The sequence below is a fragment of the Mesorhizobium sp. CO1-1-7 genome (assembly GCF_020164885.1).
Classification (GTDB): Bacteria; Pseudomonadota; Alphaproteobacteria; order Rhizobiales; family Rhizobiaceae; genus Mesorhizobium; species Mesorhizobium australicum.
Genome location: NZ_JAIUHA010000011.1, coordinates 84,053 through 107,946, shown reverse-complemented (window position 1 = coordinate 107,946; position 23,894 = coordinate 84,053). Strand labels below are relative to the sequence as shown.

23 protein-coding genes and 2 pseudogenes are annotated in these 23,894 nt (G+C 60.8%); 9 read left to right on the top strand and 16 right to left on the bottom strand.

Annotated elements, in window-relative coordinates; genetic code table 11:
- Positions 1-240 precede the first annotated feature (240 nt).
- Together LB516_RS23775 and galE are read left to right on the top strand one after the other, a co-directional pair.
- A complete protein-coding gene (locus LB516_RS23775) occupies positions 241-1,215 on the top strand; it encodes a UDP-glucuronic acid decarboxylase family protein (RefSeq protein WP_140722066.1) in 975 nt (324 codons plus the stop codon).
- Entirely contained in the window at positions 1,212-2,195 is a 984-nt protein-coding gene (gene galE / locus LB516_RS23770) for a UDP-glucose 4-epimerase GalE (RefSeq protein ID WP_140663758.1), read from the top strand. Before LB516_RS23775 ends, galE begins: the two co-directional genes overlap by 4 nt.
- Before the next feature lie 10 nt (positions 2,196-2,205).
- On the opposite strand, the gene LB516_RS23765 is transcribed toward galE, so the two are convergent.
- The 12 genes from LB516_RS23765 to LB516_RS28960 all read right to left on the bottom strand — a co-directional run bounded on the left by LB516_RS23765 (position 2,206) and on the right by LB516_RS28960 (position 14,180).
- The gene (locus tag LB516_RS23765) at positions 2,206-3,426 is read right to left on the bottom strand and encodes a glycosyltransferase family 4 protein (RefSeq protein ID WP_140663756.1); all 1,221 of its coding nucleotides are present in this window, start codon (positions 3,424-3,426) and stop codon (positions 2,206-2,208) included.
- A gap of 15 nt (positions 3,427-3,441) precedes the next feature.
- A complete protein-coding gene (locus tag LB516_RS23760; RefSeq protein ID WP_140663754.1) occupies positions 3,442-4,182 on the bottom strand; it encodes a class I SAM-dependent methyltransferase in 741 nt (246 codons plus the stop codon).
- Positions 4,100-5,479, bottom strand: coding sequence for a glycosyltransferase family 2 protein (locus LB516_RS23755; protein ID WP_140663752.1), 1,380 nt, complete (start codon positions 5,477-5,479; stop codon positions 4,100-4,102). The genes LB516_RS23760 and LB516_RS23755 overlap by 83 nt, the downstream gene beginning before the upstream one ends.
- Positions 5,476-6,699, bottom strand: a complete 1,224-nt coding sequence (locus LB516_RS23750; RefSeq protein ID WP_140722071.1) for a glycosyltransferase family 2 protein — start codon at positions 6,697-6,699, stop codon at positions 5,476-5,478. The genes LB516_RS23755 and LB516_RS23750 overlap by 4 nt, the downstream gene beginning before the upstream one ends.
- Positions 6,700-6,703: 4 nt before the next feature.
- Positions 6,704-8,488: an ABC transporter ATP-binding protein gene (locus LB516_RS23745; protein WP_224720458.1), complete on the bottom strand. Its 1,785-nt coding sequence runs from the start codon at positions 8,486-8,488 to the stop codon at positions 6,704-6,706.
- Positions 8,489-8,490: 2 nt separating this feature from the next.
- Positions 8,491-9,486: a glycosyltransferase family 2 protein gene (locus LB516_RS23740; RefSeq protein WP_140620300.1), complete on the bottom strand. Its 996-nt coding sequence runs from the start codon at positions 9,484-9,486 to the stop codon at positions 8,491-8,493.
- Between the two features lie 946 nt (positions 9,487-10,432).
- Positions 10,433-11,554 (bottom strand): pyrroloquinoline quinone biosynthesis protein PqqE, encoded by a 1,122-nt coding sequence (pqqE, locus tag LB516_RS23735; protein WP_140717020.1) that lies wholly within the window; start codon positions 11,552-11,554, stop codon positions 10,433-10,435.
- Positions 11,551-11,847 carry a pyrroloquinoline quinone biosynthesis peptide chaperone PqqD gene (pqqD, locus tag LB516_RS23730; protein WP_140717018.1) on the bottom strand — a complete coding sequence of 99 codons (297 nt, stop codon included), beginning with the start codon at positions 11,845-11,847 and terminating at the stop codon, positions 11,551-11,553. Before pqqD ends, pqqE begins: the two co-directional genes overlap by 4 nt.
- Positions 11,844-12,602 (bottom strand): pyrroloquinoline-quinone synthase PqqC, encoded by a 759-nt coding sequence (gene pqqC, locus LB516_RS23725; RefSeq protein ID WP_224720457.1) that lies wholly within the window; start codon positions 12,600-12,602, stop codon positions 11,844-11,846. The genes pqqD and pqqC overlap by 4 nt, the downstream gene beginning before the upstream one ends.
- Complete coding sequence (pqqB, locus tag LB516_RS23720; RefSeq protein WP_140722077.1) at positions 12,599-13,537, bottom strand: pyrroloquinoline quinone biosynthesis protein PqqB; 939 nt, start codon at positions 13,535-13,537, stop codon at positions 12,599-12,601. The genes pqqC and pqqB overlap by 4 nt, the downstream gene beginning before the upstream one ends.
- A 116-nt stretch (positions 13,538-13,653) precedes the next feature.
- Complete coding sequence (locus LB516_RS23715) at positions 13,654-13,749, bottom strand: pyrroloquinoline quinone precursor peptide PqqA (RefSeq protein WP_140717012.1); 96 nt, start codon at positions 13,747-13,749, stop codon at positions 13,654-13,656.
- Positions 13,750-14,054: 305 nt separating this feature from the next.
- Positions 14,055-14,180 carry a hypothetical protein gene (locus tag LB516_RS28960; RefSeq protein WP_263492627.1) on the bottom strand — a complete coding sequence of 42 codons (126 nt, stop codon included), beginning with the start codon at positions 14,178-14,180 and terminating at the stop codon, positions 14,055-14,057.
- Between the two features lie 304 nt (positions 14,181-14,484).
- On the opposite strand from LB516_RS28960, the gene LB516_RS23710 reads away from it, so the two are divergent.
- Genes LB516_RS23710 through LB516_RS23695 form a run of 4 tightly spaced genes read left to right on the top strand, consistent with a single transcriptional unit; the run spans position 14,485 to position 18,180 of the window.
- The gene (locus tag LB516_RS23710) at positions 14,485-15,705 is read left to right on the top strand and encodes an ABC transporter substrate-binding protein (protein ID WP_140717010.1); all 1,221 of its coding nucleotides are present in this window, start codon (positions 14,485-14,487) and stop codon (positions 15,703-15,705) included.
- A complete protein-coding gene (locus LB516_RS23705; RefSeq protein ID WP_140663736.1) occupies positions 15,693-16,655 on the top strand; it encodes a PQQ-dependent catabolism-associated beta-propeller protein in 963 nt (320 codons plus the stop codon). Before LB516_RS23710 ends, LB516_RS23705 begins: the two co-directional genes overlap by 13 nt.
- The gene (locus LB516_RS23700) at positions 16,652-17,377 is read left to right on the top strand and encodes an ABC transporter ATP-binding protein (protein ID WP_140663735.1); all 726 of its coding nucleotides are present in this window, start codon (positions 16,652-16,654) and stop codon (positions 17,375-17,377) included. Before LB516_RS23705 ends, LB516_RS23700 begins: the two co-directional genes overlap by 4 nt.
- Entirely contained in the window at positions 17,374-18,180 is an 807-nt protein-coding gene (locus LB516_RS23695; RefSeq protein WP_140663733.1) for an ABC transporter permease, read from the top strand. Before LB516_RS23700 ends, LB516_RS23695 begins: the two co-directional genes overlap by 4 nt.
- A gap of 3 nt (positions 18,181-18,183) precedes the next feature.
- Here LB516_RS23695 and LB516_RS23690 read toward each other — a convergent pair whose 3' ends face one another.
- Positions 18,184-18,597, bottom strand: coding sequence for a c-type cytochrome (locus LB516_RS23690; RefSeq protein ID WP_140663731.1), 414 nt, complete (start codon positions 18,595-18,597; stop codon positions 18,184-18,186).
- The gene (locus tag LB516_RS23685; protein ID WP_224720456.1) at positions 18,578-19,321 is read right to left on the bottom strand and encodes a cytochrome c oxidase assembly protein; all 744 of its coding nucleotides are present in this window, start codon (positions 19,319-19,321) and stop codon (positions 18,578-18,580) included. The genes LB516_RS23690 and LB516_RS23685 overlap by 20 nt, the downstream gene beginning before the upstream one ends.
- Positions 19,322-19,664: 343 nt before the next feature.
- Between LB516_RS23685 and LB516_RS23680 the strand changes: the two are divergent.
- From LB516_RS23680 to LB516_RS23670, 3 genes and pseudogenes are all read left to right on the top strand, one after another.
- Positions 19,665-19,889 (top strand): annotated as a pseudogene (locus LB516_RS23680) (efflux RND transporter periplasmic adaptor subunit); the annotation flags it as partial.
- Between the two features lie 189 nt (positions 19,890-20,078).
- A complete protein-coding gene (locus tag LB516_RS23675; protein ID WP_140663729.1) occupies positions 20,079-20,570 on the top strand; it encodes a DUF4142 domain-containing protein in 492 nt (163 codons plus the stop codon).
- Between the two features lie 289 nt (positions 20,571-20,859).
- On the top strand, positions 20,860-21,945 hold the full coding sequence (locus tag LB516_RS23670) for a recombinase zinc beta ribbon domain-containing protein (protein ID WP_210242405.1): 1,086 nt from the start codon (positions 20,860-20,862) through the stop codon (positions 21,943-21,945).
- A gap of 249 nt (positions 21,946-22,194) precedes the next feature.
- On the opposite strand, the gene LB516_RS23665 is transcribed toward LB516_RS23670, so the two are convergent.
- Positions 22,195-23,118, bottom strand: a complete 924-nt coding sequence (locus LB516_RS23665) for a nucleotidyltransferase and HEPN domain-containing protein (RefSeq protein WP_140663727.1) — start codon at positions 23,116-23,118, stop codon at positions 22,195-22,197.
- Positions 23,119-23,293: 175 nt separating this feature from the next.
- Positions 23,294-23,692: pseudogene (locus LB516_RS23660) on the bottom strand (AGE family epimerase/isomerase); the annotation flags it as partial.
- Positions 23,693-23,894 lie beyond the last annotated feature (202 nt).

The following is a 23,894-nucleotide window of genomic DNA, read 5'->3' as shown; positions in this document are numbered from 1 at the left end:
GCGTTCGAAATAGCAGGCGCCCCACCAAGGGGAAAGCCCGATGTCCAGCTTTTGATTGCAGAAGGGCTACCCTGGCGTGCAAATAGGACGCTCCAGCCGCCTTTGAGCGATAATCGCAGCCCCTGGTCCATCGAGAACAATGTCTTGCCCGTAACGTAAATTGAAAGCAGGCCGGTGGCATATGGCCCTGCGTCAGTTTAATATATTAGTCCTGTCTAAGATTAGCCGGAGACCCTGAAAATGCAGCAGGCGAAACAAATCCTGGTGACAGGCGGCGCAGGTTTCCTGGGCTCATTTTTGTGCGAGCGGCTCCTTGCTGAGGGCCATCAGGTAGTTTGCGCAGATAACTTCTTCACAGGAAGCCGCAGAAACGTCTCTCATCTCCTCGATGACCGATCGTTCGAGATTATTCGTCATGACGTGACGTTTCCACTCTACGTAGAAGTTGACGAAATATACAATCTCGCCTGTCCGGCGAGCCCCGTCCACTATCAGTCCGACCCCGTCCAGACGACGAAGACCAGCGTTCATGGCGCGATCAATATGCTCGGACTGGCCAAGCGGGTTCGCGCACAGATTCTGCAGGCGTCCACCTCCGAAGTCTACGGCGACCCTGAAGTTCATCCGCAATTGGAAGACTATTGGGGCAGAGTGAACCCGATTGGCCCTCGTTCCTGCTATGACGAAGGCAAGCGATGTGCCGAGACTCTGTTTTTCGACTATTGGCGACAGCACAAGCTGAAGATCAAGGTAGCCCGTATTTTCAATACCTACGGTCCAAGGATGCGTCCCGACGACGGTCGTGTCGTTTCCAATTTCATCGTGCAGGCGCTGCAAAACAAGCCGATAACGGTCTACGGCACTGGCCAGCAGACGCGTTCATTCTGCTACGTCGAGGACCTCATCGACGGTCTGGTACGTCTTATGCAGACTGCCGACGACATCACCGGTCCTGTCAATCTCGGCAACCCGGCGGAATTCACGATGCTCGAGCTCGCAAATCTGGTGATCGAACTTACCGGAAGCCGATCGAAGATCAGATTTTCGCCTCTACCCGTCGACGATCCAAAGCAGCGGCAGCCCGATATCCGATATGCTTCCCGCGAACTCAAATGGAAGCCAAGAACTGCATTGCGTGCTGGCCTTGCCAAGACCATTGCGTATTTCGAGGACGTGGTTTCATCTGGGCACATTCGGCCCGCCGCAGCCGAATGAAGACGGTCCTGGTCACTGGCGGGGCCGGCTATATCGGGTCGCACTGCTGCAAGGCATTTGCGGAATCTGGATGGTCGGTTGTTGCCTTTGACAACCTTTCGCGCGGCTGGCGCGACGCGGTGAAATGGGGACCGTTGATCGAGGCGGATATTTCCGACGCCGCGGCTGTGGGGGTCGCCCTGCACCAGTATCGGCCGGACGCTGTGGCGCATTTCGCTGCCTACGCTTACGTTGGCGAGTCAGTCGAGCGGCCGGAGCTTTACTACCGAAACAACAGTTTCGGCACGTTGGTCCTGCTCGAGGAAATGCTGAAGGCCGGCCTGGACAAGCTGATCTTTTCGAGCACCTGCGCAACTTACGGGATTCCGACGCGGTCTCCGATAGACGAAACGCATCGGCAGTCGCCCATCAATCCCTACGGCTGGTCCAAATTCATCATAGAGAGAATGGTCGAGGATATCTCGCTTGCTCGTGGCCTCAATGCGGTCGTGCTTCGGTATTTCAATGCGGCCGGATGCGACCCCGACGGCGAAATCGGCGAAAAGCATGAACCGGAAACACATGTCATCCCGCTGGCCATAGAGGCGGCAGTGAGGCCAGGCCGCACCTTCGTCATCAACGGAGCCGATTTCGATACCCGCGACGGAACCGCCGTGCGGGACTACGTCCACGTTGTCGATCTCGCGCGCGCCCACGTCCTGGCAGGGGAGAAGCTTCTCCGGGACAAGGGCGTCCACGTCTACAACCTCGGAACCGGAGCCGGTACAACGGTGGCCGAACTGGTCGACGCCGTCAGACGGACTTCGGGGATACCGCTTCCGGTGGCTTACGGGCCGCGCAGGCCAGGCGACCCGCCAGCGCTTGTTGCCGCGGCCGGCAAGGCCGAGCGGGAACTCGGTTGGGTGCCCGAACAATCGGGCATCGACAGGATCGTCGAGACAGCACTGGCTTGGTATCGCAGCCGATTGGAAAAAATATAGCGGATGTGGGCTACCGCGCGGTCAGCAAGCGATCAAGTGCGCCAGCAACCGCGCCGAGCGAAAAGTTTCCCTCTATCCGCTTTCGCGCCGCCTGTCCGAGGCGCTCTCGCATAATCGGATCGTCGTTAAGTTTCTTCAGCGCCTGTGCAATGGCCGCCGGCTCGTCCCTTGGAACAATGAGGCCGCCGGATGCCTCGCCGTTTGCCAAGATGTCGGGTAGGCCCTGTGCGTCGGTGGCAACGATCGGAAGGCCGCAGGCCATCGCCTCCAACGGCGCAACGGGCATACCTTCGGTGCGGGACGCTATGACATAGGCATCCGCCGCCGAAAGCCAACGCCGTATCAAAGCCCGGTCCGTGGTGTAGTCGCAAAGCCATCTCGCATTGGGTAGAGCGGCCTCGCTCAACAGCCTGGCAAAAACGTCTCGGTCCTGCCCCGAGCCTATGATAACCAGTTCTGACGAAGCATCGCCCGAAAAGAGGGACCATGCGTTCAGGAGCACATCGAGCCCCTTCCGGCGAACGTCGATGCGTCCGTGGTTGACAACGATGAAATTCCCGCTCGCCAAACCGAGATCTTGCCGCGCCTGCCGACGCTCGATTGCTATCCACTCTCCGCAATCGATGGGGTTGGGGATATTTGCGATGTTGAGCGCCATGTGCGGGTAAGCTTTGGCGAGGCGTTCACGCTCCGCTGCCGATGCGACGATCAGGCCGCTGCAGGCACGGAGAGAAGCCTGCCTGGCGATCGCCTCTATCCAGGAGAGCGTCCGGTCGCCGCCCTGGAACGTTGCATAGAGCGGAATGCGGTTACGGACTGCCAGCCAGGCAAGCGCATCGAACCGCGTATATTCATATTCCTGAACGAGAATTGCATCACATTGCGATCGGGCGAGCACCTTCCGGAATGCCGGGAGCGGCGTCGCGGACCAGCGCCGCAGACTGTGACCCGCTGCGGAGTGACCTTCACGCGCGCGCGCGCCGGGAACGACCCAGATCGGCGCGCCCGTGCCGGCATGGTAGTGGCATTCTATCTGCGAGGCATGCTCGGAAGCGCACACAATGACCGGCCTGTGGCCGGCCAGTTGCAGGGCGGAGACGTAACCGAACAGCCAGCCGCCGGTCATCTGTTCGACGAAATCCTTAAGCCGCAATCCTATCGGATCGAGGAATTCCTCCAGGACGTCGCCCCATGGAAAGAGGGCGATGACGAGGGAAGCGCGGCGGCCCATCAAATGCCCCAAAATTCATTTACGCCAGGAAAAAGCCGTCTCCGTGCCGCGTGTCGAGCGGTGGTGCAGCACGTAGCCGACAGCCGTGATCGGCGCCGCAAGAGCGTAAAGTATCTTGCGGCGACGGCGTCCCAGACGAGAAAATGCGACGTCGTGAAAGAGTGCCGTCACTGGGTTGATAAATGTGGCGCGGCGTTCCGGCGCACGGTCGAAGAGCGCTGCGAGTTCGGGATCCCAATAGCCGCGACGAACGTGACCCCATTCCTGCATCAGTTCGCTTTCATGCGGGCAATAGGGCTTCATGAAGCGGAAATAAGGGTAATGCCACTCCGCATGTGGCGTCGAGACAAGAACATACCCGCCTGGGCGCACGACCCTCAAGGCCTCTTGTGCGGCACTACGGTCATCCTCGATGTGTTCAAGCACGTCGAAGAGCGTCGCCACGTCGAAACTGTCATTCGCGAAGGGGAGGTCACAGGCATCGCCGCAGACGAAGGTCGACCTCGCCCAATCTGGCTGGTAGTTGCCCAACTCGGGATCGAGATCGAGGTTAACGACTTCAGCGTTCGGATAGAGGATACTTGCCATCCCGCTGCGCCCGCCTCCAATTTCCAGTATCCGGCCGGGCCCGTCGATCGCCGCGGGCGCGACGCGATGAATTGCGCGCATCTTCTCACGGTAGAAAAGGCCGTCCGTCAGAGCGTTTGGAAAGGGATTTCGAGACAGGAATTGTCCGAGCGGCGCCTTGCGGATCATCGATTTTCTTCCTCAACCAATTTGATGTTCGCCGTTTTCGCCAGCCGAAACGGACGAGGAATTGAAGACCAGCCAGCCAGCCTTCGACTTCTGCCGCGAGGATACTGGTCCTGCCGGGGGGGCCTTCGAAAAGCGCCTTGACGAATGTTCTCAAGAAATATGCGGGCAGCTGCTTCCAGATGCGATCGATGTTTCCGCGATTGCCAAAATTGTCATATTGCGTGACAAGAGCTGCGACGTGGCCCTTCATGTAGGCTCTTATTTGCCGTCGGAAGCCCGGCCAATCGCGGCGATGATGATGGAAGACAACGGCGCGAGGTTCATACAGGCAAGTCCCTCCTGCGGCCAGCAGCCGGTACCATAGCTCCGAATCTTCGGAACATCCGGCAGCACCGGCGCCGAGGCGCTCGTCGAACGAGCCTACCCGATCGAAGGCCGATCGCCGGAAGGCCATGTTGGCCCCGGCGCCGATTTTCCAAACATGCGCTCCGCTTGGCCGGGTCTCTTCGAAGAAGCGGTGGTCGAAGAGAAGCGGCACGAAGGTGGACCCAAAACCGCCCATGTCGAACTGGAAACGGCGTTGGGCGATCGTATCGAGCCGCGCTGGCAGCACCAGGCCGGTCAGGGCCTCGACGTCCCTTTCTTCAAAGGCGCGTGCGATTTCGGCAGTCCAGCCAGCATGAACCTCGACGTCGTCGTCCGTGAACGCGATGATGTCTTGACGGCTTTCCCGGATGCCGGCGGATCGGGCAACACTCAATCCGGGCCGCGGCTCATGAACGTAACGGATCTCAGGAAAGCCGACACATACCAGCCGAGCGTTGCCGTCGCGGGAGTTATCAACGACGATGACTTCGCCCGGGGCGCTGCGTTGCCTTGCAACGCTTTGAAGGCACTCCGCCAGGGCGGGGCCGCGGTCGCGCGTGCAAATTACGACTGAGATGTGCCGGGCCGACGCGGAAGACGCAGTTGCAAGTTCATCAAGGCGGCCGACAAGGTCCTTGGCCTCGAGCGCCGCCGTCAAACAGAGAGCGGACTTTGGCGATCCTTCATAGGTCGCCCGCAAGGGGGCGCCCAGCGAGGTGCTGCGGGCGGCCAATTGTGCTGCCGAAAACTCCGCCGCGAACTGCCGCAGACTTGCCTCGCTGTAGGGCAATTCGTCAGGCAAGGACGCTCGCATTCCCAGCGGCAAGTCCTTCCACCAGAAGATCGATAGCGAAGGGGTATCTCCCACATCGGCGTCCGCACAGGCGGAGCCGAGATCGATTTGCCTGACACGGAAGGCCTCGCCATTCACCGGTTTTGCTCCCGGATTCTCTGCACGCGGATACGTGAGCGATCATATTCGCCTGCCAGGCCGCAGATTCCACCCCACAACTCTGCAATGCCGAAACGAAAATCACGACCTTGAAGCTTGCGCGCGGCCCGTGCCAGCGCTTTCAGCCGATCGAAAAACCACCAGCAAACCATGGCACGGTGACGTGCCCTGAGCTCTCCGTCGGTCCGACGGCTTTTGACAAGAAAGGCCATCATACCAAGTCCCCATGTCCAATATTGCCGTCTCAATTGGTCGATCGTCTCGCGATGCTCGTGGTAAACGGCATACTGCGGTTCATAGATCATGGCCCTGCCCGAACGCAGCACGCGATAGAAAATGTCGAGATCGCCACCGCCAGGCAGCGGTGCTCCGGTATCGAGGGCTTCGTCGAAACCGCCCAGCGATACGAGCAGCGTGCGGTCGAAAGCCATGTTGCAGCCGGCGCCGAGAATACCAGACCCTACCGGGTGCAGCGCATTGTCGAAACGGGTGTTGTGGAATTCATTGCCCCTGAAGCCGCGGCCAAATCCGCCCCTTCGTTCGAAAAAGATCTGCGCCTCGGTGTCCAGGCGAAGCGGCAGCACCAAACCCGTAAAGCCGCCGGCACCGGGATTGTCCCGGCAGGCTTTGGCAAGCCCGTCAAGCCAGTTGCGGTCGACGACCACGTCATCGTCAAGATAGGCAATCAGGCCACCGGTGCCCGAGTGAAGAGCCGCGTTTCGTGCAAAATCAAGCCCGGGCCTCGGTTCGAACACGTAACGAACGTCCTCGAAGCGCTCGACTGCTTCGCGTGTGGCTGAATCCACAGACGCATTGTCCACCACGACGACTTCGACGCTCGGAAAAGCGGTTGTGCGTCGGATGCTTTCGAGCGAACCCAGCAACCTCGAAAGACGTTCGGCGCGGTCTTTCGTACATATCGCGATGGAGAGGCTCGGCAGGGGCAATTGCCCAACCGGTCTTCGGCGCAGTAATTCCTGATCCATCTTCGCGACCAGGATGCGATCGGCGAAACGTTCATCGGCAATGGATTTCAGTCGCTCCGCCGACAGCATCGCGGCGGAGGCGAGCGCGATCATCTCAAAGCCGACAAGCCGGCCCTGCCAGCGGGCAATGAGACCAACGCCCTCGTGCTCTGGCGCAAGCTCAATCGGGGCCAGCGGACTTGACAGTTCGATGTCGACAATCTTGTAGCCCATCGCCTTAGTTCGCACCCATGGCAACACGACCGTTTTGAAACTCGTGAAGTTTTGAAAAATGGCCCGCTCGCTTCAGAAGTTGATCCGGCGAACCAATCTCGACCACCCGTCCCTTGGACATCACGATGATCTGGTCAGCGGCCTGGACGGTGGACAGGCGATGCGCAATGACAACCACGGTGCGATCGTGCGAGTATTGCTCGAGGGCGATCTGGAACGCCTGTTCCGTCTCGCCGTCGAGCGCATTCGTGGCTTCGTCCAAAAGGAGAATGTCGGGATTGCGAAGTATGGTCCGGGCCAGCGCGATCCGCTGCCTCTGGCCCCCTGACACGCGCATTCCCTGGTCGCCGATCTGCGTCTCGTAGCCCTCCGGAAGCGAGCGGATGAAATCGTCAGCCTTCGCAATGCGGGCCGCTTGGCGCAGTTCGTGCTCACCGGCGTCGAAATCGCCGTAAGCGATGTTGGCCGCGATGGTGTCGTTGAACAGGTATACCTCCTGGGACATCAGCGACAGCCGCTTGCGCCAACTGCGCAACTCGAAACCTAAGAGCGGGATACCGTCGGCAAGGACTTCCCCCGACGTCGGGTCCATGAAGCGAAAGAGCAGGGCCATGACGGTCGACTTGCCGGCACCCGACTCGCCAACGATTGCCGTGGTCTTGCCGGCGGGGATACTGAAAGACACATCCTTCAGCGCCAAAGGCTGATCGGGCGCATACCGAAAGCAGACATCGCGAAATTCGACGGCCGTCTTGAGTGCAGGCGCCGGCAGATAGCCTTGGCTGAGAAACGGCGTTTGCGTTGTGCGCAGGAACTCGTCCACATCGTCAATCGCGCCCGCAAGCCCGTCCAGCGCAATCTTCGACTGCAGCAATTCCCGTGTGGGCCCCTGGAGACGATAAAGCAGCGACAGGAAAGCTGCGAGAGCCGCGATTCCTATGCTTGCGGATTCGGCAATGAGAACAAGTGCACCGATCAGGATCGTGATCGAGATCTCCGAGACAGGCCCGGGGGTTGCCCAAAGCATGTCGAGCCTCAACAGACGACGCCTTACCTTGTCCGATGTATGAACGAACCGGTCATGCTCGTAGGATTCCTGTGCGAAGGCACGGATTAATTGCAATGAATTGATGCTTTCCCACATCCTGAGGCCGAACTGCTTGTTTTCCTCGACGACGGCCTTGCCGGTCTCGTCAGCGCGCCGGGTGGCCAGACGAATGGCCATTGCTCCGAAAAGCAGGAAAATCATCGAAAAAAAGGTCAATCGGATCGAGATCAATAGCATCAAGAAAACGAAGACGACGAATGTACAAAGGCAGATCATCAACCGGTAGGCCAGGCTCAGCCCTTGGCTGACCTTCCAGGTATTGTTGGCAATTGTCGTGATGATGTCCGTTCGTCTGTTCTCGACACGGTAGTCGATGCACGAACTTATCGTCTGATCGAAAACCCTGGATCGCAATCGGTGCGCGACGAGGCCGTCGACGTATCTGGTTACCCAGGTGTTGGCGAGATGGACCGCATTTTTGAGGACGATGCTGACGCAAAGCGCTCCGACCAGGAAGGCGGTTAGGTAATGATGCGGGATGGGCGACAGGATCCTGTCAAAGACGGGCTGCCATCTGCCGGGCTGAGGCGGCGAGGCTCCCAGGCTCTGCAGCAGGGGAATGAACAGAACGAGACCCGTACCTTCCAGAACCGCTGCGACCAGTCCAAGCCCCACCACGGTCGGCCCAGCCCAGGCTGGCGCCGCCGCCAGGCGAAAGAGCCGCCGCAAGCGCACCACCATTCTCACCAGATGCTCTCTGCGTAGTGGGGTTGGAACTCGGCGTTCTTGTTTCGCATCCCTTTCACTCGGATTTTGACCCACCGAGGGACCAGTCTGGCACGGCAATAAATGTCCATCATTCTTGGCAGGCGAGAAATCGCCGTCCCTGGCTCCATAAGGAAGAGTTTCTTCATCAGGCCATACGCTGCCGAAAGCCGCCCGGAGATCAAGGCTCGTACGGCGAGCCAATGCAGCATGTCGATCAGATGATCGTCGAGATCGTCCCCGAACTGCGGGTACTTCTGGCGAAACTCGGCAAGGACAATTTCACAAGAACGAAGCATCTGCATGACATCGCTCGACATGTTGGCGTTCGTCATCCGGTAACCCACGAGGTACTGAGGGACGACGCGAAACTCGTACCTTTCGGCTATTCTGAGGCACATCAGCAGGTCCTCGCAGCCTTGTGCGTTCCTGGCCCTCAAGGAAGGGTCGAAGCCTCCCGCTCGCTCGAACGCGGCGCGTCGGACCAGCATTGAACTTCCGTTGCCAACAAAATTCGTCCTGCACATGCGTTGGAGCACGCGACCCTCGGCATCGGGCCGGTTATGCAATGAGAATACCCGGCCGTCGCCGTCTATATCGGCGAACCAGCAATATGCCAGGCCTGCCGAAGAGCCGCCTTGCTGTAAGGTGCACATCTGAAGCGCGATTTTGGATGGGGCCCAAAGATCGTCGGCGTCCACAAACGCCAGGAACTCCGCATCGGTGGAAGCAACTCCACGATTGCGCGCATTCGCGACGCCGCCGTTCGACTGCGTTATCAGGCGGATACGGCTATCCTGTTCAGCATAGGAGGCCACAATCGAGGCAGAAAGGTCCGTCGACCCGTCGTCGACGACGACAATGTCCAGCGCCTGGTATTGTTGCCCGCAGATGCTGTTCAGGGTCGCGCGAATCGTTCGTTCCGCATTGAACATCGGCACCACGACGCCCACCGTGGCATTGTCTTTGATCATGGGCCTCTGTTGTCTCCGCAAACAGTTGGCTAGACAGGCATTGTAACCGGGCGCCGGCGAGCCTCTCCGCGACACGCACCCCCTGGCCTCGATGGCTCTGCCGACTACGCCGTCGTGCGGGAACCTGGAAGTGTGAGTCACGGCGGCATGCTGCACTGCAACACAAATTACACCGCAATGCGCAATATTGCTAATTTAATCATCTCTAAAGCCCGGTTTGCAGGATCAGTTTTTCTTACGGCCCGAAACAGCGCTTGAACCAGCGCGCGCCGTTACCGCGAACGCCGCCGTCCGGCGCGGCGTCCCGCCCACCGCTAAGCTGAGATTGGCTGTTCAAGAGGCGGGCGTCTTACTACGCAGCCTTAAACCTGACCGGGATCCTGATGAGGTACTGGCGCGTCTTCACGAGCCAACCTCAGCGACCGACATAAAGCTCCGACCTGGCTTGCAACGCCAATGCGCGACGGGGAAGAGATCGGCAGGGCTGCAATAAGAGACAGGACTCACCCGCAGCCGCACTCAAGCCGCGACGATTAGCCGAGAGAGGAGGAGAAGGCGCTACTGGTTATCTGCCTATCCTGCGGCCGAAGGCGATCGCTATGTGGCTGTGTGGACTGGCGTCATTCGAATAGACGAGTAGGGTTCGCCACGGAACCGCATCAAGCAAACCCGCCGCGTGGCCACCGTTTCTGCGCGAGAAACGCGTGCTCCAGGGGGCAGCGAGGTGCGGGGCCTGCACCTAGGAGAGAAGGCTCGATCCGGCCAAGCTGTCCGCGTGGCTAGAAGCGCGGAAACATCTGAGAGCGCTGCGTTCGCCCGAACGAGCCGAACCATCGGATGGCCATCCACCCCCGGATGACGGTGATCCTGGCGTCGCCCTGCGTGACCCTATGAAGGATCGGCGTTGGTTCACATCGAGTTCCTGAGATCGTTCCGCGGACCTATGTCACGCAATGTCATTCACGATTCCTATCCGGCGATAGATGAAAGCTTCGTCCCCTGCGGCATTGGCGACGTTGCGCCGGGTTTCATCGACCAGCGCAGCCATGCGCGCGTGTGCCTCCGACTTGATGCAGACCGGATCTGTCGCAGCGGCATCGCCGACAATCGCCAACGCCTGACATCTGCAGCCGCCCCAATCGATCTCACGCCGCTCGCAGCTTCGGCATGGCTCCTGCATCCATTCGGTGCCGCGAAAGGCATTGAATGCGGGTGAAGCGGCCCAGATGTCGGCCAGCGGTTTCGCTCCAAAACGTTCGAAGCGAAGCGAAGGAATCGTCTGCGCGGCGTGGCACGGCAATACAGTACCGTCCGGGGTAACCACTAACGCGTCGCGCGCCCAACCGCCCATGCATGGCTTGGGATATGTGGCGAAATAATCCGGCGTGACAAAATCGATGTTCATAATGCCGGCGAGCCTTTCGCGCGCGGCTGCGACGATGTCCGCCTGCCGGTCTATCGCGCCACATTCGGGCATCAGCATATCGCGATTGGCCAGCGCCCAGCCGGCATACTGCACGTTGGCGATCTCGAGCCGATCGGCGCCCAAGGAAAGAGCCAGATCGATGAATTCGGGTACCTCCTCGATGTTGTGACGATGGATCGGTGCGTTGATGGTGAGTGGCAGCCCGGCCGCGCGGGCGCGGTGTGCCGTCTTCAGCTTCTTTTCGTGGCTGCCGCTGTGGTTGGCGACACGGTCGGTGGTCGGCTGACGGGCACCCTGAAAGCTCAGTTGCAGGTGGTCGAGACCGGCATCGGCAAAGGCTTCAATACGGCCTTCGGCAATGCCAACACCAGCGGTGATGAGGTTGGTGTAGATACCGCGCGACGAAAGCGCGGCGATCAGTTGCTCAAGGTCGCGGCGAAGCGTCGGCTCGCCGCCGGACAGGTGCACCTGGAGAACGCCCAGATCGGCGGCCTGCGAGAACAGATCGAGCCAGGTCCGCGTGTCGAGCTCCCGATTGGCCTTCAGCAATTCGAGCGGATTGGAGCAGTAAGGGCATTGCAGCGGACAGCGATGCGTCAGTTCCGCCAACATGCCGATCGGAGGCAGGAGAGGCTCGCTCATAGTTTCACCAGAAGGTTGTCCGACCATTCCTGCAGGAAGGCGACGACGTCGGCCGCTACCGCATCCTGACCGGCGTCATAGTCGGCCGCAAGGTCGGCGATGATGTGGCCGACCGTGGATCTCCCGTCGCAGCGGCGCAAGATGTCGAGGCTGACCTCGTCCGGCCAGAAGACTTTCTCCGGCGAAAGCACGGCGAAGGCCCGCCGCACAGGGTCGTACTGGATGCGAACATGCTTCGGCAGTGACGGCGCCGATCGCAACGACACGATGGCTCTTTCGCGCAGTCCCGTCATGAGGCCGCCTCCGGGCGGAAGGCGCCGGGCGGTATGTTTCCAGGCGCGCCATAGGCATGCTGAAGTGCGTCGAGCATCGCCCACAATATGTGGCATTTGAACACCAGCGCATCGATCGCCTGCTGCTGACGTTCGGCCGTGTCGGCATGTTCTAGCACGTAGGCGAGCGCGAAGTCCGCGTCGCGTGATGCCTGTTCGGGCCGCCAGCTGAAATAGGCCAGCGTGTCTTGCGTAATGTAGTCGTATCTGGCCAGCATCGCCGGCACTCGTTCGCCGATGATGCGGGGCGAGAACATCTCCGTGAGCGACGATGCGACCGCCTCGAGCAGCGTACGGTTGGTGCAGAAGGAAAGGTAGGCGCCCACCGCGAAACGGGTCGCCGGCAGCGCCAGACGCTCGCTCCTGACCACTTCGGCGTCGAGCCCCAGTGCGGTGGCCAGATGCAGCCAGCGCGCGATGCCGCCGCTCCAGCCGTCGTCGCCGTCATGATCCTCGATGCGTTTGCGCCACGCGGCGCGAAACGCCGGATCTTCGGCACGCGCCAGGATCATGGCGTCCTTGCGCGGAATGACGGCCTGGTAGCAATAACGGTTGAGCGCCCAGGCCTGCATTTCGGCTTTCGACAGAGCGCCACTGGTCATACTGTGATGGAAAGGATGTCGGTTGTGATATCGTTCTTCACCGACCTGCCGCAGCACGGCTTCGAACTCGCTCCTGGACAGGCCATCTTTCGCAGCCTCGTGGAAATCGCTCAAAATTCCATCTCCATCCCATCGCTGGCGACTTCCCAACCAGCCACTCTGACCGCCGCGTGTTCGGCGGAATTCTCGTCGAGAACAGGATTGGTGTTGTTGATATGGATGAAGATACGACGGCCGATTTTCACATCGGCTAAGCCGGCAATCGAGCCCTCCTCTCCAGACATTGCGATGTGCCCCATGCGCGCGCCGGTTTTCTGGCCGACGCGGGCAATAATCATCTCGTCGTCCGTGTAGACGGTGCCGTCGAACAGAAGGCAGGCGGCATCAGTAACACGAGTGCGCAGGGCGGCATCGATGCGCGCGCAGCCCGGAATGTAGAAGATGGCGCCGCACCTGCCGGTCGCAGTGATGCGGACTCCGATTGTGTCACCCGGGTCGGAACTGAAATCGGCGCTGGGACCGGCCTTTTGCTCGAGGTAGAGCGCGATCTTCCCAGGTACGGGAAAGCTGTCGACCACAACGCCAGTTTCGCGGCCATACGCGTCGCGGATCGCCAGTTCGCCCGTTGGCCCCAGCAGGCGCCGAGATACGATCGACGGATCGAGAACGTTGAAAATCGAATTCGCCTCCAGCGTCTCCAGCACCTGTGCTGTTCCATAGATTGCGAAAGGCTGTCGTTCACGCAGGCTGAGCAGGCCGGCGACATGGTCCACGTCGGCGTTGGTCAGCACCACGGCGCGGATAGGCGTCGAGCGCGGCGGCGCATCGGCTGGCGGCTGCAGTTCAGGCGTTTGCGCAATCTGTTGGCGAATGTCGGGCGACGCATTGAAGAGAACCCAGCCTGCCCCGTCACCCGACACGGCAATGGATGATTGGGTTCGTGGACGAACGCCGGGCATCCCGCTGCGAGCCGCGCGGCTCAAACGATAATTGCAATTCCACTGCGGAAAGCCGCCTCCCGCCGCCGATCCGATGATCTTCACGAGCATACCATCGCTCCGAAGCCCTATGGAACTAGCAGGACGTTCTCAAAAGCACCCGCGTCCAATTTTCCTACGGACAAGGCATTGCATGCCGCCGTTGAAGGGCACATGCAATTTGCAGCCTACTTCTTGGGCGGATTTTCTGCGGGCAGGTATCGCGAAATCTCTAAACCGGCGGAGACCTGACACATGGTCGGTTTCTTCCAGATCTTCTTCATCGCGTTCTCCTCTTGCGCCAGCCGAACGGGCCGGTCACGCTATCGATGCCATTACCTGACAATGGGCACTCTTGGAGGCTACAACGTGTTGCAGCTTCAGTTGTTCCTTCATCACCAGCCCGGTTTTCGAATGAACCAGCCTTAACTTTCCTCGAACAGGCGTGAAATGTCGAGCCGCAACCGTAATCCGATTGTCAATATGAATGCGGTCACGCCTCGTGCGTTTCATAGTGATGCATGCCAAGGGCCCGAGCTAGTCGGGCGGCTGGCATCGGTCCCTGCCAAAGAATCGCGCAATGCGCGTGTCAAAGCTTCAGGCCGGGTGGCCAGATTTCAAGCGCGCCGTAATCGCGCGTTGCCACCGTGTCGTAGTGACCGGTCAAAGCACCGTCGACCGACCGGTGCCGAGAAGGAGCATCGCCACGCTTCATGATCGTTCCTGATAGAGTTGAAACGCTTGCAATGCTAGACCAGCTGGGCGCAGGCCCGCCGGTAGCCGCAAGCGAGAAGCGGTGAGAGCAGGCGTGCCGCTCAGGGGACCGGCTGCGACTTGGGAAAGAGCGCGGCCAAGGAACAATCGGAATTTCCAGCAGTTGGGGTCGGGTCGGTCCTCCCTCTACCGGTCCAAGGCATGGAGCCCGCCCCAAATGCGGAAATGGGGCGGGCTCACTTTGTTGGAATCCAGGAACATTCCTTTGTCCAAAATATTAGGGTCGCTTCCATCCTGGAGCGCACATGCCGATTATTGACGTCCCACTTGGCTTGCCCGCCTTGGGCCGAATGAGGCTGGCGCTGACATTTCTCGTGCTGCTCGCTTTGGTCGCGCCCGGGCTTGGCGAGCCCCAGACGATGGTGATCGGCTATCTCGGCGAACAGCGCAAACCGCCTCTGCCGCTCGGGCCACTGGACGAGGTCGTCACCGACGACGGCCTGCAAGGTGCCCGGCTCGGCATCGCCGACAATGCCAGCACCGGCCGCTTTCTCGGTCAGCAATTCCGGTTGCAGGAAATCACCCTCAAGCCCGGCGAGATGCCAGCCGAAGCGGTCAAGGAATTCGCGGCCGCCGGCATCAGCTTCCTCATCGCCGATCTCGATGCCGCCCGTTTGCTGCAGGCGAGCGACGCTCCAGGCGCCGAGAGGATGACGCTGTTCAACAGTCGCGCTCCTGACGAGCGGCTACGCCAGGAGGATTGCCGCAAGAACGTGCTGCACACCGTTCCGAGCCGCGCGATGCTCGCTGACGGGCTGGCGCAATATCTCGTCTGGAAGCGCTGGCAGCACTGGTTCCTGCTGGTCGGGGCGCATCCCGAGGACCAGGCGATGGCGGTTGCCTTTCGACGCGCGGCGACGCGTTTCGGAGCAGAGATCACCATCGACCAGCCCTGGACGTTCAGGCCCGCCAACGGGCGCGCCGATACCGGACATGTCACGCTGCAGACCGAGATTCCCGCTGCCACGCAGGTCAGCGACTATGATGTGCTCGTCGTTGCCGACGAGGCGGACGAGTTTGGCGCCTATCTCGAAGGCCGAACCGCATTTCCGCGGCCGGTCGCCGGGACGCAGGGTCTGGTCGCGACCGGCTGGAGCGCGGTCAACGAAGAGTGGGGTGCCACGCAACTCCAGGATCGCTTCCACAAGCAGGCCGGGCGCTGGATGCTGCCCAGCGACTACGCCGCCTGGCTCGCCGTGCGAAGCATCGGCGAGGCGGCAACGCGCCTGCACAGCCTCGATCCGATTGCGATCGGAAAGTATCTCCGCAGCAACGATTTCCTGCTCGCCGGATTCAAAGGACAGGGTCTGAGCTTCCGGCCATGGGACGGCCAGATGCGGCAACCCGTCCTCATAGCCGGACCGCGACTGCTCGTCTCCAGTTCGCCGCAGCCGGGTTTCCTGCACCAGCGCACGCCGCTCGACACGCTGGGCATCGACCTGGAGGAAAGCGCATGCAGGTTCTGATCGCGATCCTGCTTTCGATGTCCATCGTGGCCGGACCTGCCGCCGCCGAGACGATCTACGTATCGAACGAGCAGGACAACACGGTGGCGGTGGTGGATGGCGCCAGTATGAACCTGTCCACGACCATCAATGTCGGAAGGCGCCCGCGCGGAATGGCGCTTTCGGCAGACAAGAAAGTGCTCTTCGTTGCTGTTGGCGACGACAACCGGATCGACGTTCTCGATCTCGCCAAACGGCAGGTGACCGGCCAACTCCCCTCGGGAGCCGATCCGGAGTTTTTTGTCGTGCATCCCGACGGCAAACGGCTGTTCGTCGCCAATGAGAACGACAATCTGGTCTCGGTGGTCGATGTCGCGTCCGCCAAGGTTATTGGTACGGTCGACGTCGGCGTCGAACCCGAGGGCATGGCGGTCAGTGCCGACGGCCGCTACGTTGCCTGCACCTCGGAGACCACCAGCATGGTGCATCTCATAGATGCCGGCACGCTCGACCTCGTCGACAATCTCTTGGTCGACACCCGCCCGCGCGCTGCGGCGTTCTCGCCGGATGGAAAGCAGCTTTGGGTGTCTTCCGAAATACGCGGAACGGTAACCGTCTTCGACACCACGTCTCGTGCTGAGACCGGCAAAGTCGAGTTCGAGGTCCCCGGCATCCGCCGCGAGGGCGTCCAGGCGGTCGGCATCGAAATGGCACACGACGGCGCCACTGCCTATGTCGCGCTCGGTCCGGCCAACCGGGTTGCAGAGGTCGACACCAAGACGCTGGCGGTGCGCCGCCTCTATCTCGTCGGCCAGCGGCCGTGGCACTTGGCGCTGTCCGATGACCAGAAGCGCCTGGTCAGCGCTAATGGCAATTCCGGCGACATCTCGTTCATCGATCTGGAGAATGAGGAGGTGGTGAAGTCGGTGCCGGTGGGACGCGGCCCCTGGGGAGTGGTGATCGGTCCATGAAGGCGCTGTCGCTCGAGGGCCTCGGACACAGCTTCGGAGAGCGGCGGGTCCTCGATGCCGTGTCGTTCTCGGTCGCTGAAGGCGGAATGTGCGTACTGCTTGGACGCAACGGAGCCGGCAAGACGACGTTGTTCTCGCTGGTCACCGGCCTCTATCATGCCCGATCCGGCCAGATCGATGTGTTCGGCCACTCCATGCGGACCGATCCGGCCGCCGCACTTGCCCAGATGGGCGTGGTCTTCCAGCAGCAGACGCTCGACCTCGACCTCACCGCTGCCGAAAATCTGCGCTATCACGCCTCACTGCATGGGCTGGAGACCGGCATCAGCGAAACGAGATTGCGCGAGGAACTCGACCGGCTGGAGGTCCTCGACAGGTGCGACGAGCCGGTCCGTTCGCTATCGGGCGGTCAGCGGCGGCGCGTCGAAATCGCTCGTGCGCTGATGCACCGGCCGCGTATCCTGCTGCTCGATGAACCGACGACCGGGCTCGACGTGCCTGGGCGCCGGGCGATCGAGCAGCACGTACGCGCGCTATGCCGCGAACGAGGTATTGCTGTTCTCTGGGCGACGCATTTCCTGGAAGAGGTGTCGGCCGGCGACGACCTGGTGGTGCTGCACAAGGGCAGGCTGCGCTGGGCCGGCGGCGCCGGCCGCGTCGCCGCGGATCTTGCGGTCGGCAGCCTGGCCGATGCATTCGATCTGCTGACGGAGACGGCATGAAGACACGTCACGCGCTGCGGGCGCTGTTGGGAATCCTGCGCAGGGAGATGTTGCGAACGCTTCGGCAGCGCGGCCGGCTGCTCTCGGCGATCATACGGCCTTTGGTCTGGCTCGCCATCTTCGCCGCCGGCTTCCGCTCGGTGCTTGGCCTGTCAATCACGCCGCCCTATCAGACCTACGTGCTCTACGAGGTCTATGTCGTCCCCGGGCTGGCCGCCATGATGCTGCTCTTCCATGCCATGGCAAGCTCGCTGGCGATGGTCTATGACCGTGAGACGGGCAGCATGCGCCTGTTGCTGACCGCGCCGCTTCCACGCTGGTATCTGCTTGCCGCGCGGCTGCTGGCGAGCGTCATCGTCGGTCTGCCGCTGGTCTATCTGTTCTTGCTGATCGCGCGTTATTGGGACGTGCGCCCGCCGGTTCTAGGCTACCTCGCCGTGTTTCCGGCGCTGGTCCTGTCAGGCCTGATGCTGGGCGCGTTCGGGTTGCTGGTATCGTCAGTTTCGACGCAGATGGAGAACTTCGCCGGCGTGATGAACTTCGTCATCTTCCCGACGTTCTTCGCCTCGACGGCGCTTTATCCGATATGGCGGCTCGCCGAGGCAGGGCCGGTGCTGGCTACGATCGCCGCATGGAACCCGTTCAGTTCGGCGGTCGAACTGATACGCTTCACTCTCTATCTGCGCTTCGATCTCGTTTCCGCCCTTGTCGTTCTCGCCTGCCTCGTCGTGTTTTTCCTGGCGGCGGTGGTCGGCTACGACCCCGGCCGCGGCCTGTGGTCCCGGCGCGGCGGCGAGGGCTGATCATTACAGGGCGTAGAGGTAGGCAGCGATATCACGCGCCTGCTGCTCTGTGATCCCCGTCGATGGCATGGCCGTGTGCGGATTGATCTCCCTGGCCGCTCGTATCCAGCGGATCAGGTTCTCCGGATTGTTCGCCAGTATGCCGGCGATAAAGACCCGGTCGGCAAGGCTGGAATCGAGGCGCGGACCAACCTGGCCTTGTGCCCCCGGCACGCCGGGGATCGTATGGCATCCGGAGCAGCCGTTCGCGATCATGATCGGAATGGCGCGCGCTTCCAAGCCGCCGGTCGCCATGTCCGATTCGTGGCGAACACGATCGCGCCGGTCGGACCACAAGGTCGCTGCGGCGACTGCCGCGGTCAGCAGCAGGATCGCGGCGAGCGCGCTGCCCACCATCCTAGCCAGGCCGGAGCGCATGGCTTGCCTCCCTGATTCCGCTCTTACTTATCCAAAGGCCGGCAAGCAGCAAGGCGGCTCCGCCATAGATCAGGCCAGCCGGAACCCACATCACCAGTCCGGCGAGCTGCTGGTCCTCGATCGGGGTTAGACCCCAGAGCGCCGCGCCGGCGGCATTCTGCGGGTACCAGAGTCTGGGCGACAACAGCAGCAGCACGCCGAGCAGACCAGTGTGCAGTGACGTGAAGAAGAGATGCATGACCGCGCTGCCATAGGCCTGCTGGCGGCCGGAACGCGGCAGAATCCCCCACCAGAACAGCAGGGCTGTGCCGAGGAAGCTCGCATGCTGGGCGTAGTGCAGCACGCCCTGCTGAAGCGCTGCCTCGAACAGGACGGGAACGTGCCAGATCCAGATCGCGATACCGTGGATGACGGTTGCGTTGAGGGGGCGGCTGGCCACGGTCCAGATCGCCTGGAGAATCCTGCCGTGCGTGAGCCTTCCCGTCCCTCGGCGAAGTCCGGTCGGCAATGCCCATATCAGGGCTGCGCCGGGGCAGGCGGCGACAAGGAGTGGCGCCGCTACCGCCATCAGCAGTTCATGCTCGATCATGTGGGCGGCAAACACCCGTTCGCCAAGCGCATGGATCGGGCTGACCAGCGCTCCGGTCAGCACGCCCCAGCCGGCGGTGAAGAAAAGCGCCACCACCGGCATCACGGCCAGGAAGCATTCTACGACAACGGCCATCGCTCGTGGCGGCACCGTCACCACCGACGGACACCGTCGTCGTCACCAGTTCGATGCACCGTCACCACCACAATCGGCCTGTCGTCATCCAGCAGGACGACTGATCGCTCTGCGATCCGGCTCCATGCGTCAAGGCGAGGAGCCGGATCAACCGTGTCGAAGAGGAAACACTCCGGCGGCCGGTTCACATCAAACCCCGACCCGCAAGAACACAAGGGCTCCGCCTTAGCAGGCTCTCAAGCAGGCGGACGCCAATCTGGTCGACACGCAGGGCGCTACCAGCGGGCTGAGGATCTCTTCAGGTCAGGATTCGGCACGAACCAAGCCTCCGAGGGAGCCACCAACCTCGCAGCCGGGCGGGAGCGGCTATGTGATGGCGGAAACTCAACTCAATCAAGCGAAGGCGAACCTCGCCACTGCCCAGGCACGTCTGGGCTACGCCACGACAAAGTCGCCGCACGACGATATCCTGATCACACGCAACGTCGAGCCTGGAGCGGCGCTGCTCGTTCTCGCGCCGGCCGGAGACATGCAACCGGTGCTGCAGATGGATGAGAAAAATCTGGGGGCCTCCTGAACGGGGCAGGGCGCGCGCGGGTTTTTTGTGTTTGAGCGTGGTGGCCGGTGTTTCTCCCTCTGACGTCCCTCCTCACTCCTGACCGTCACGACCCTTGGGGCGTTTTTTTGGCGGTTGATGGAACAAGGATCGTGAGCATCCGTTCGGGTCGGCTCGTAGCTCTCCGAAAGGCTCTCTGTCATGACCACACATCGCATCTTCGCTGCCGTAGCATTCGCAGCCGGCATCATTGCCAGCAACCAGGCACTCGCCAAAAGCGATTCAGATTTTCTGACCGACACCATCAAAGGCGACAATTCCGAAGTCGCTCTTGGTACCCTTGCCAGGCAAAAGGGCGACAGCAAAGGCGTCAAGGCATTCGGCCAAACGCTCGTAAAAGACCATGGCAAGGCCAAGAAGCAGGCACTGGCGGTCGGCAAGAAACTGGGTGTTGCTGAAACCGACGATCTCACCGACGAAGCGACGGCCGAGATGACGAAGCTGAACGGACTTTCGGGGGCGGCTTTCGATCAGGAGTTTACAACCTACATGGTGTCAGACCACCAGAAGGATATCGCCGAGTTCCAGGATGAGGTGAAGACCGGCAGCAGCAAGGTCGCTAAGCTCGCCAAGAAGACCTTGCCGACACTTGAGAAGCACTTGAAAATGGCGCAGTCGCTGGCCAAACCGTGATGAGCGAAGTCCGGCGTCGAAAGTCGGACGATCGAGCTGGAATACTACGACCGGCCGACACTCTGGTTTCATTGGCTGACGGTGGTTTTTGTCGTCCTGTTGTTCGGTACTTCGCTGGTATGGAACTACGTCACGCCGCGTGACCGAACTTGGCGCCCCTGTTGGAGGGCACTCATGTCTCACTCGGGATCCTGTTCGCCGTCCTAATTCTAGTCCGGATCGTCTGGCGGCTGACAGGAGGCCGGCAATTGACGCCAGAGGTGGACTTTCGGGAACGCTCTCCCAGCTGATGTACATCGTCCTATATGTTTTCCTTGCCGCAGAGAGCATGCTGGGCTTCGTATTGCCCGCTCAGTCGACACTGGGGCGACACCAGCGTGCGCGGGCATGCCATCCGGGAACCGGCGTCATCAACAACGAGCTCTATACCGGTGTGCTGATTTGGAACCGCCTGCACTTCGTTAAGGATCCCGCCACCGGTAAGCGCGTCTCACGGGCCAATCCGCCAGCCAAATGGATCCGCACCGAGGTGCCGCATCTCAGGATGGTGGGGGACGAACTGTGGCAGGCCGTGAAGGAGAGACAGAAATCCGTCGCCAGCCAGTTCGAGGCGGTGGCGATCGGCACGCGCAAGGCCCGGGCGAGGAAACAGCACACCATGAGGCGTCCGGTCTCTCTGCTTTCCGGCTTGCTCACCTGCGGCCGCTGCGGCGGGCGCTATGTCCTGTTCACACGCGACCGCTATGCGTGTCTCAACCATCAGCGCCGGGGTATCTGCGACAACGGCCGCACAATCGCCCGCAAGAAGATTGAGCAACGGGTCCTCGCGGGCCTGAAGGAAAGGCTCGTCTCGGCCGAGGCCGTGGCCGAGGCGATCAGAGCCTATGCGCAGGAGACCAACCGCCTCAACCAAGAGCGTCGCGCGCAAGGCGAACAAGACCGTAAGGCGCTCGACAAGATCGAGCGCGCCATCGCGGGCATCATGGCCGCGATCGAGGATGGCCTTTGCCAACCTGCGATGAAGGCGAGAATGGAAGACCTGGAGAGGCAGAAGGCGGAGATCACCGCGCGTCTGGCGTCGGCGCCCACTGACGTGCCCGACCTGCATCCCAATATCGCCACTCTCTACCGCAAGCGGGTCGAGCAACTCACGCAAGCACTCGCCGATCACGAGGACGGACGTCCAGCCGCCGAGGCGGTGCGCTCGCTGATCGGAGAGATCGTGCTCACGCCAGGCGACAAGCGAGGCGAGGTTCATGCTGAGCTACGTGGCGAGCTGTTCGGCATTCTCGAACTCGCGAAATCTGACCCAAATGACCAGGCCGACGATGTTATGACAAAAGGGGTTGCGGGTTCCCGCAACCATAATCATTAACCGTCTCGATCTGATCGAGGCGGCTTTTTTGTTTGACGGGCACCAATCCGCGCGGCGCGGCAGAGGGTGGATGCAGCACACTCGATGGGAGTGCTGGAGCAAATCCTCCTTAATCCTGATCATATCCTGCTGCCTTGAAGTAGTTTTGGCACTCGGGCTGCTGACGTCGAAACGTATAGGCGCAAGTCTTTTGCTTTTTGTACTCTGAAGGTGCATAGATGGCAGTCTGGAATTGATACTAGCATGCCCTCAACAGGCTCGCAGAACTGCGGTGCTTGCTTCGTTTTTCAACTTTTCAAGTCGGGATCGGCATATTGATTCAATCCGATCGATAAGATCCGAGACGCGCTCTGCGAGCCATTGAAGTGCTTCATTCGTGATCTCGAAATGTCGCGAGTAGCGCGCTTTGACATAAGCCTCATTGAGAACGTTGAACCAGGCGACGAAGCGCTGTTGGTCACGAGGCCATGCTTCGGCAAGTTCCTGGACCTGATCCTCGGCAAGGCTCCGAAGAAATTTTAAGTTGTGAGAGGCAGGGCTGTAGTTCGTCAGGACTAGCAACAATGCCGAGTACGCTTGCTCGATGGATTGATGAAGGAGAAACGCCGCTTCCTTGTAGTCCTTTTCATTCCGGTAGAATGTTGCACCCTTCGCGAACTTCCTTGCATGAGGGATACGGTCCTCCAAATGTTCAGTCGCCACTCGAAAGGCCTCGACGGGTTGTACCGGTGTCGGGTCTGCCAGCGGCTCGTCGTCAAGCTCGTAGAGCACGATTCCTTCGCGGCGAATGTCGACGAAGAAGTACTGGCCTTCCTTAAGCGCCGAGTTCACTTCCCGGCGCGAGTGCACGATGAAACTAACGGGCGTATTGATCTCACGCATCAGACGGTCGGCTGCAGGCTGCCAATAGCTGGCGAAGTCGGTCAGCTTTCGATTGTTGACCACCACCAGCAGATCGAAATCGGAACGGTAGCCCTTCTTGGTATGCGGCTCGTCGACCCAGCCGCCGCGGGCATAGGATCCAAAGAGTATGATCTTCAGAATGCGCCCGCGCTTCTTGAAATCGGCGGTTCCTCCTCTCACAGCGTCGTCGAACTCCCCAAGCAGTAGCTCGACTGCCTTTTTGAGCTCACGCTGCTTCGGGGGAGGAAGGTGGTCGATGCTGGATTTCATGAACAATGATCTATCGCCCATATGGCATTGATAGGCAAGGCCAAGCTTTCGTTCTGTAAATAGCCCCTTCCGGCCGCGCCAAGCAACGTAAAAGATGTTGCAAAAATATAAACATGTTCTTCCAGAGGAGTTGTGATGTCGGGAGAGAGTAAAGGCGCCGTGGTCCTGATTCGAGTCACAGCCGCCTCGGTGAGTTGCGGTTCCGGTACGGGCTAAGAAATCTTTGTTGGGGGATCGTCAGTTTGCTGATCACGTTCGTTAGGCTCCCTTGCGCCGGATAGAGTGGTATCACGCACGCCTGCAGTCCCGTGGTACAAGCCGGCCTTGCCGACAAACAGCGAATGCGCCGGCGCAATCCCTCATCCAGCTCCTCGAACCATCCGCCATGCTCGCGGTCTATATAGGCCACGGCGATGGTGTTCGAGATGCGCCGGCACCATTGTTCATGGAAGGCGCTCGGGCGGTGCTCGACCAGGAAGGAGGCCGCGCCCGCAGCCTCGGCGATCGGCCACCAGGGCTTGAACCGGAATGCCGGCTTGTCGGCCCAGTCCAGCGTGTAGAAGAAGCCGCCCTTCGCAACGGCCTTCGAAAGCCGCATGTCTCAAAGTCGCCGCTCGGAGAGTGGACAGTTTCGAAGCAGCAAGAATTTCTGCGACCGGCCATAGGACAATGATCTGCCTAAGAGATTCCAAGGCTCGCTGGATGCGCTGCGCCGATCGTGCACCTTCTGCTGGATTTGAAGACGGGACGGGCGATTTATGGGCCATCGCGTGCTG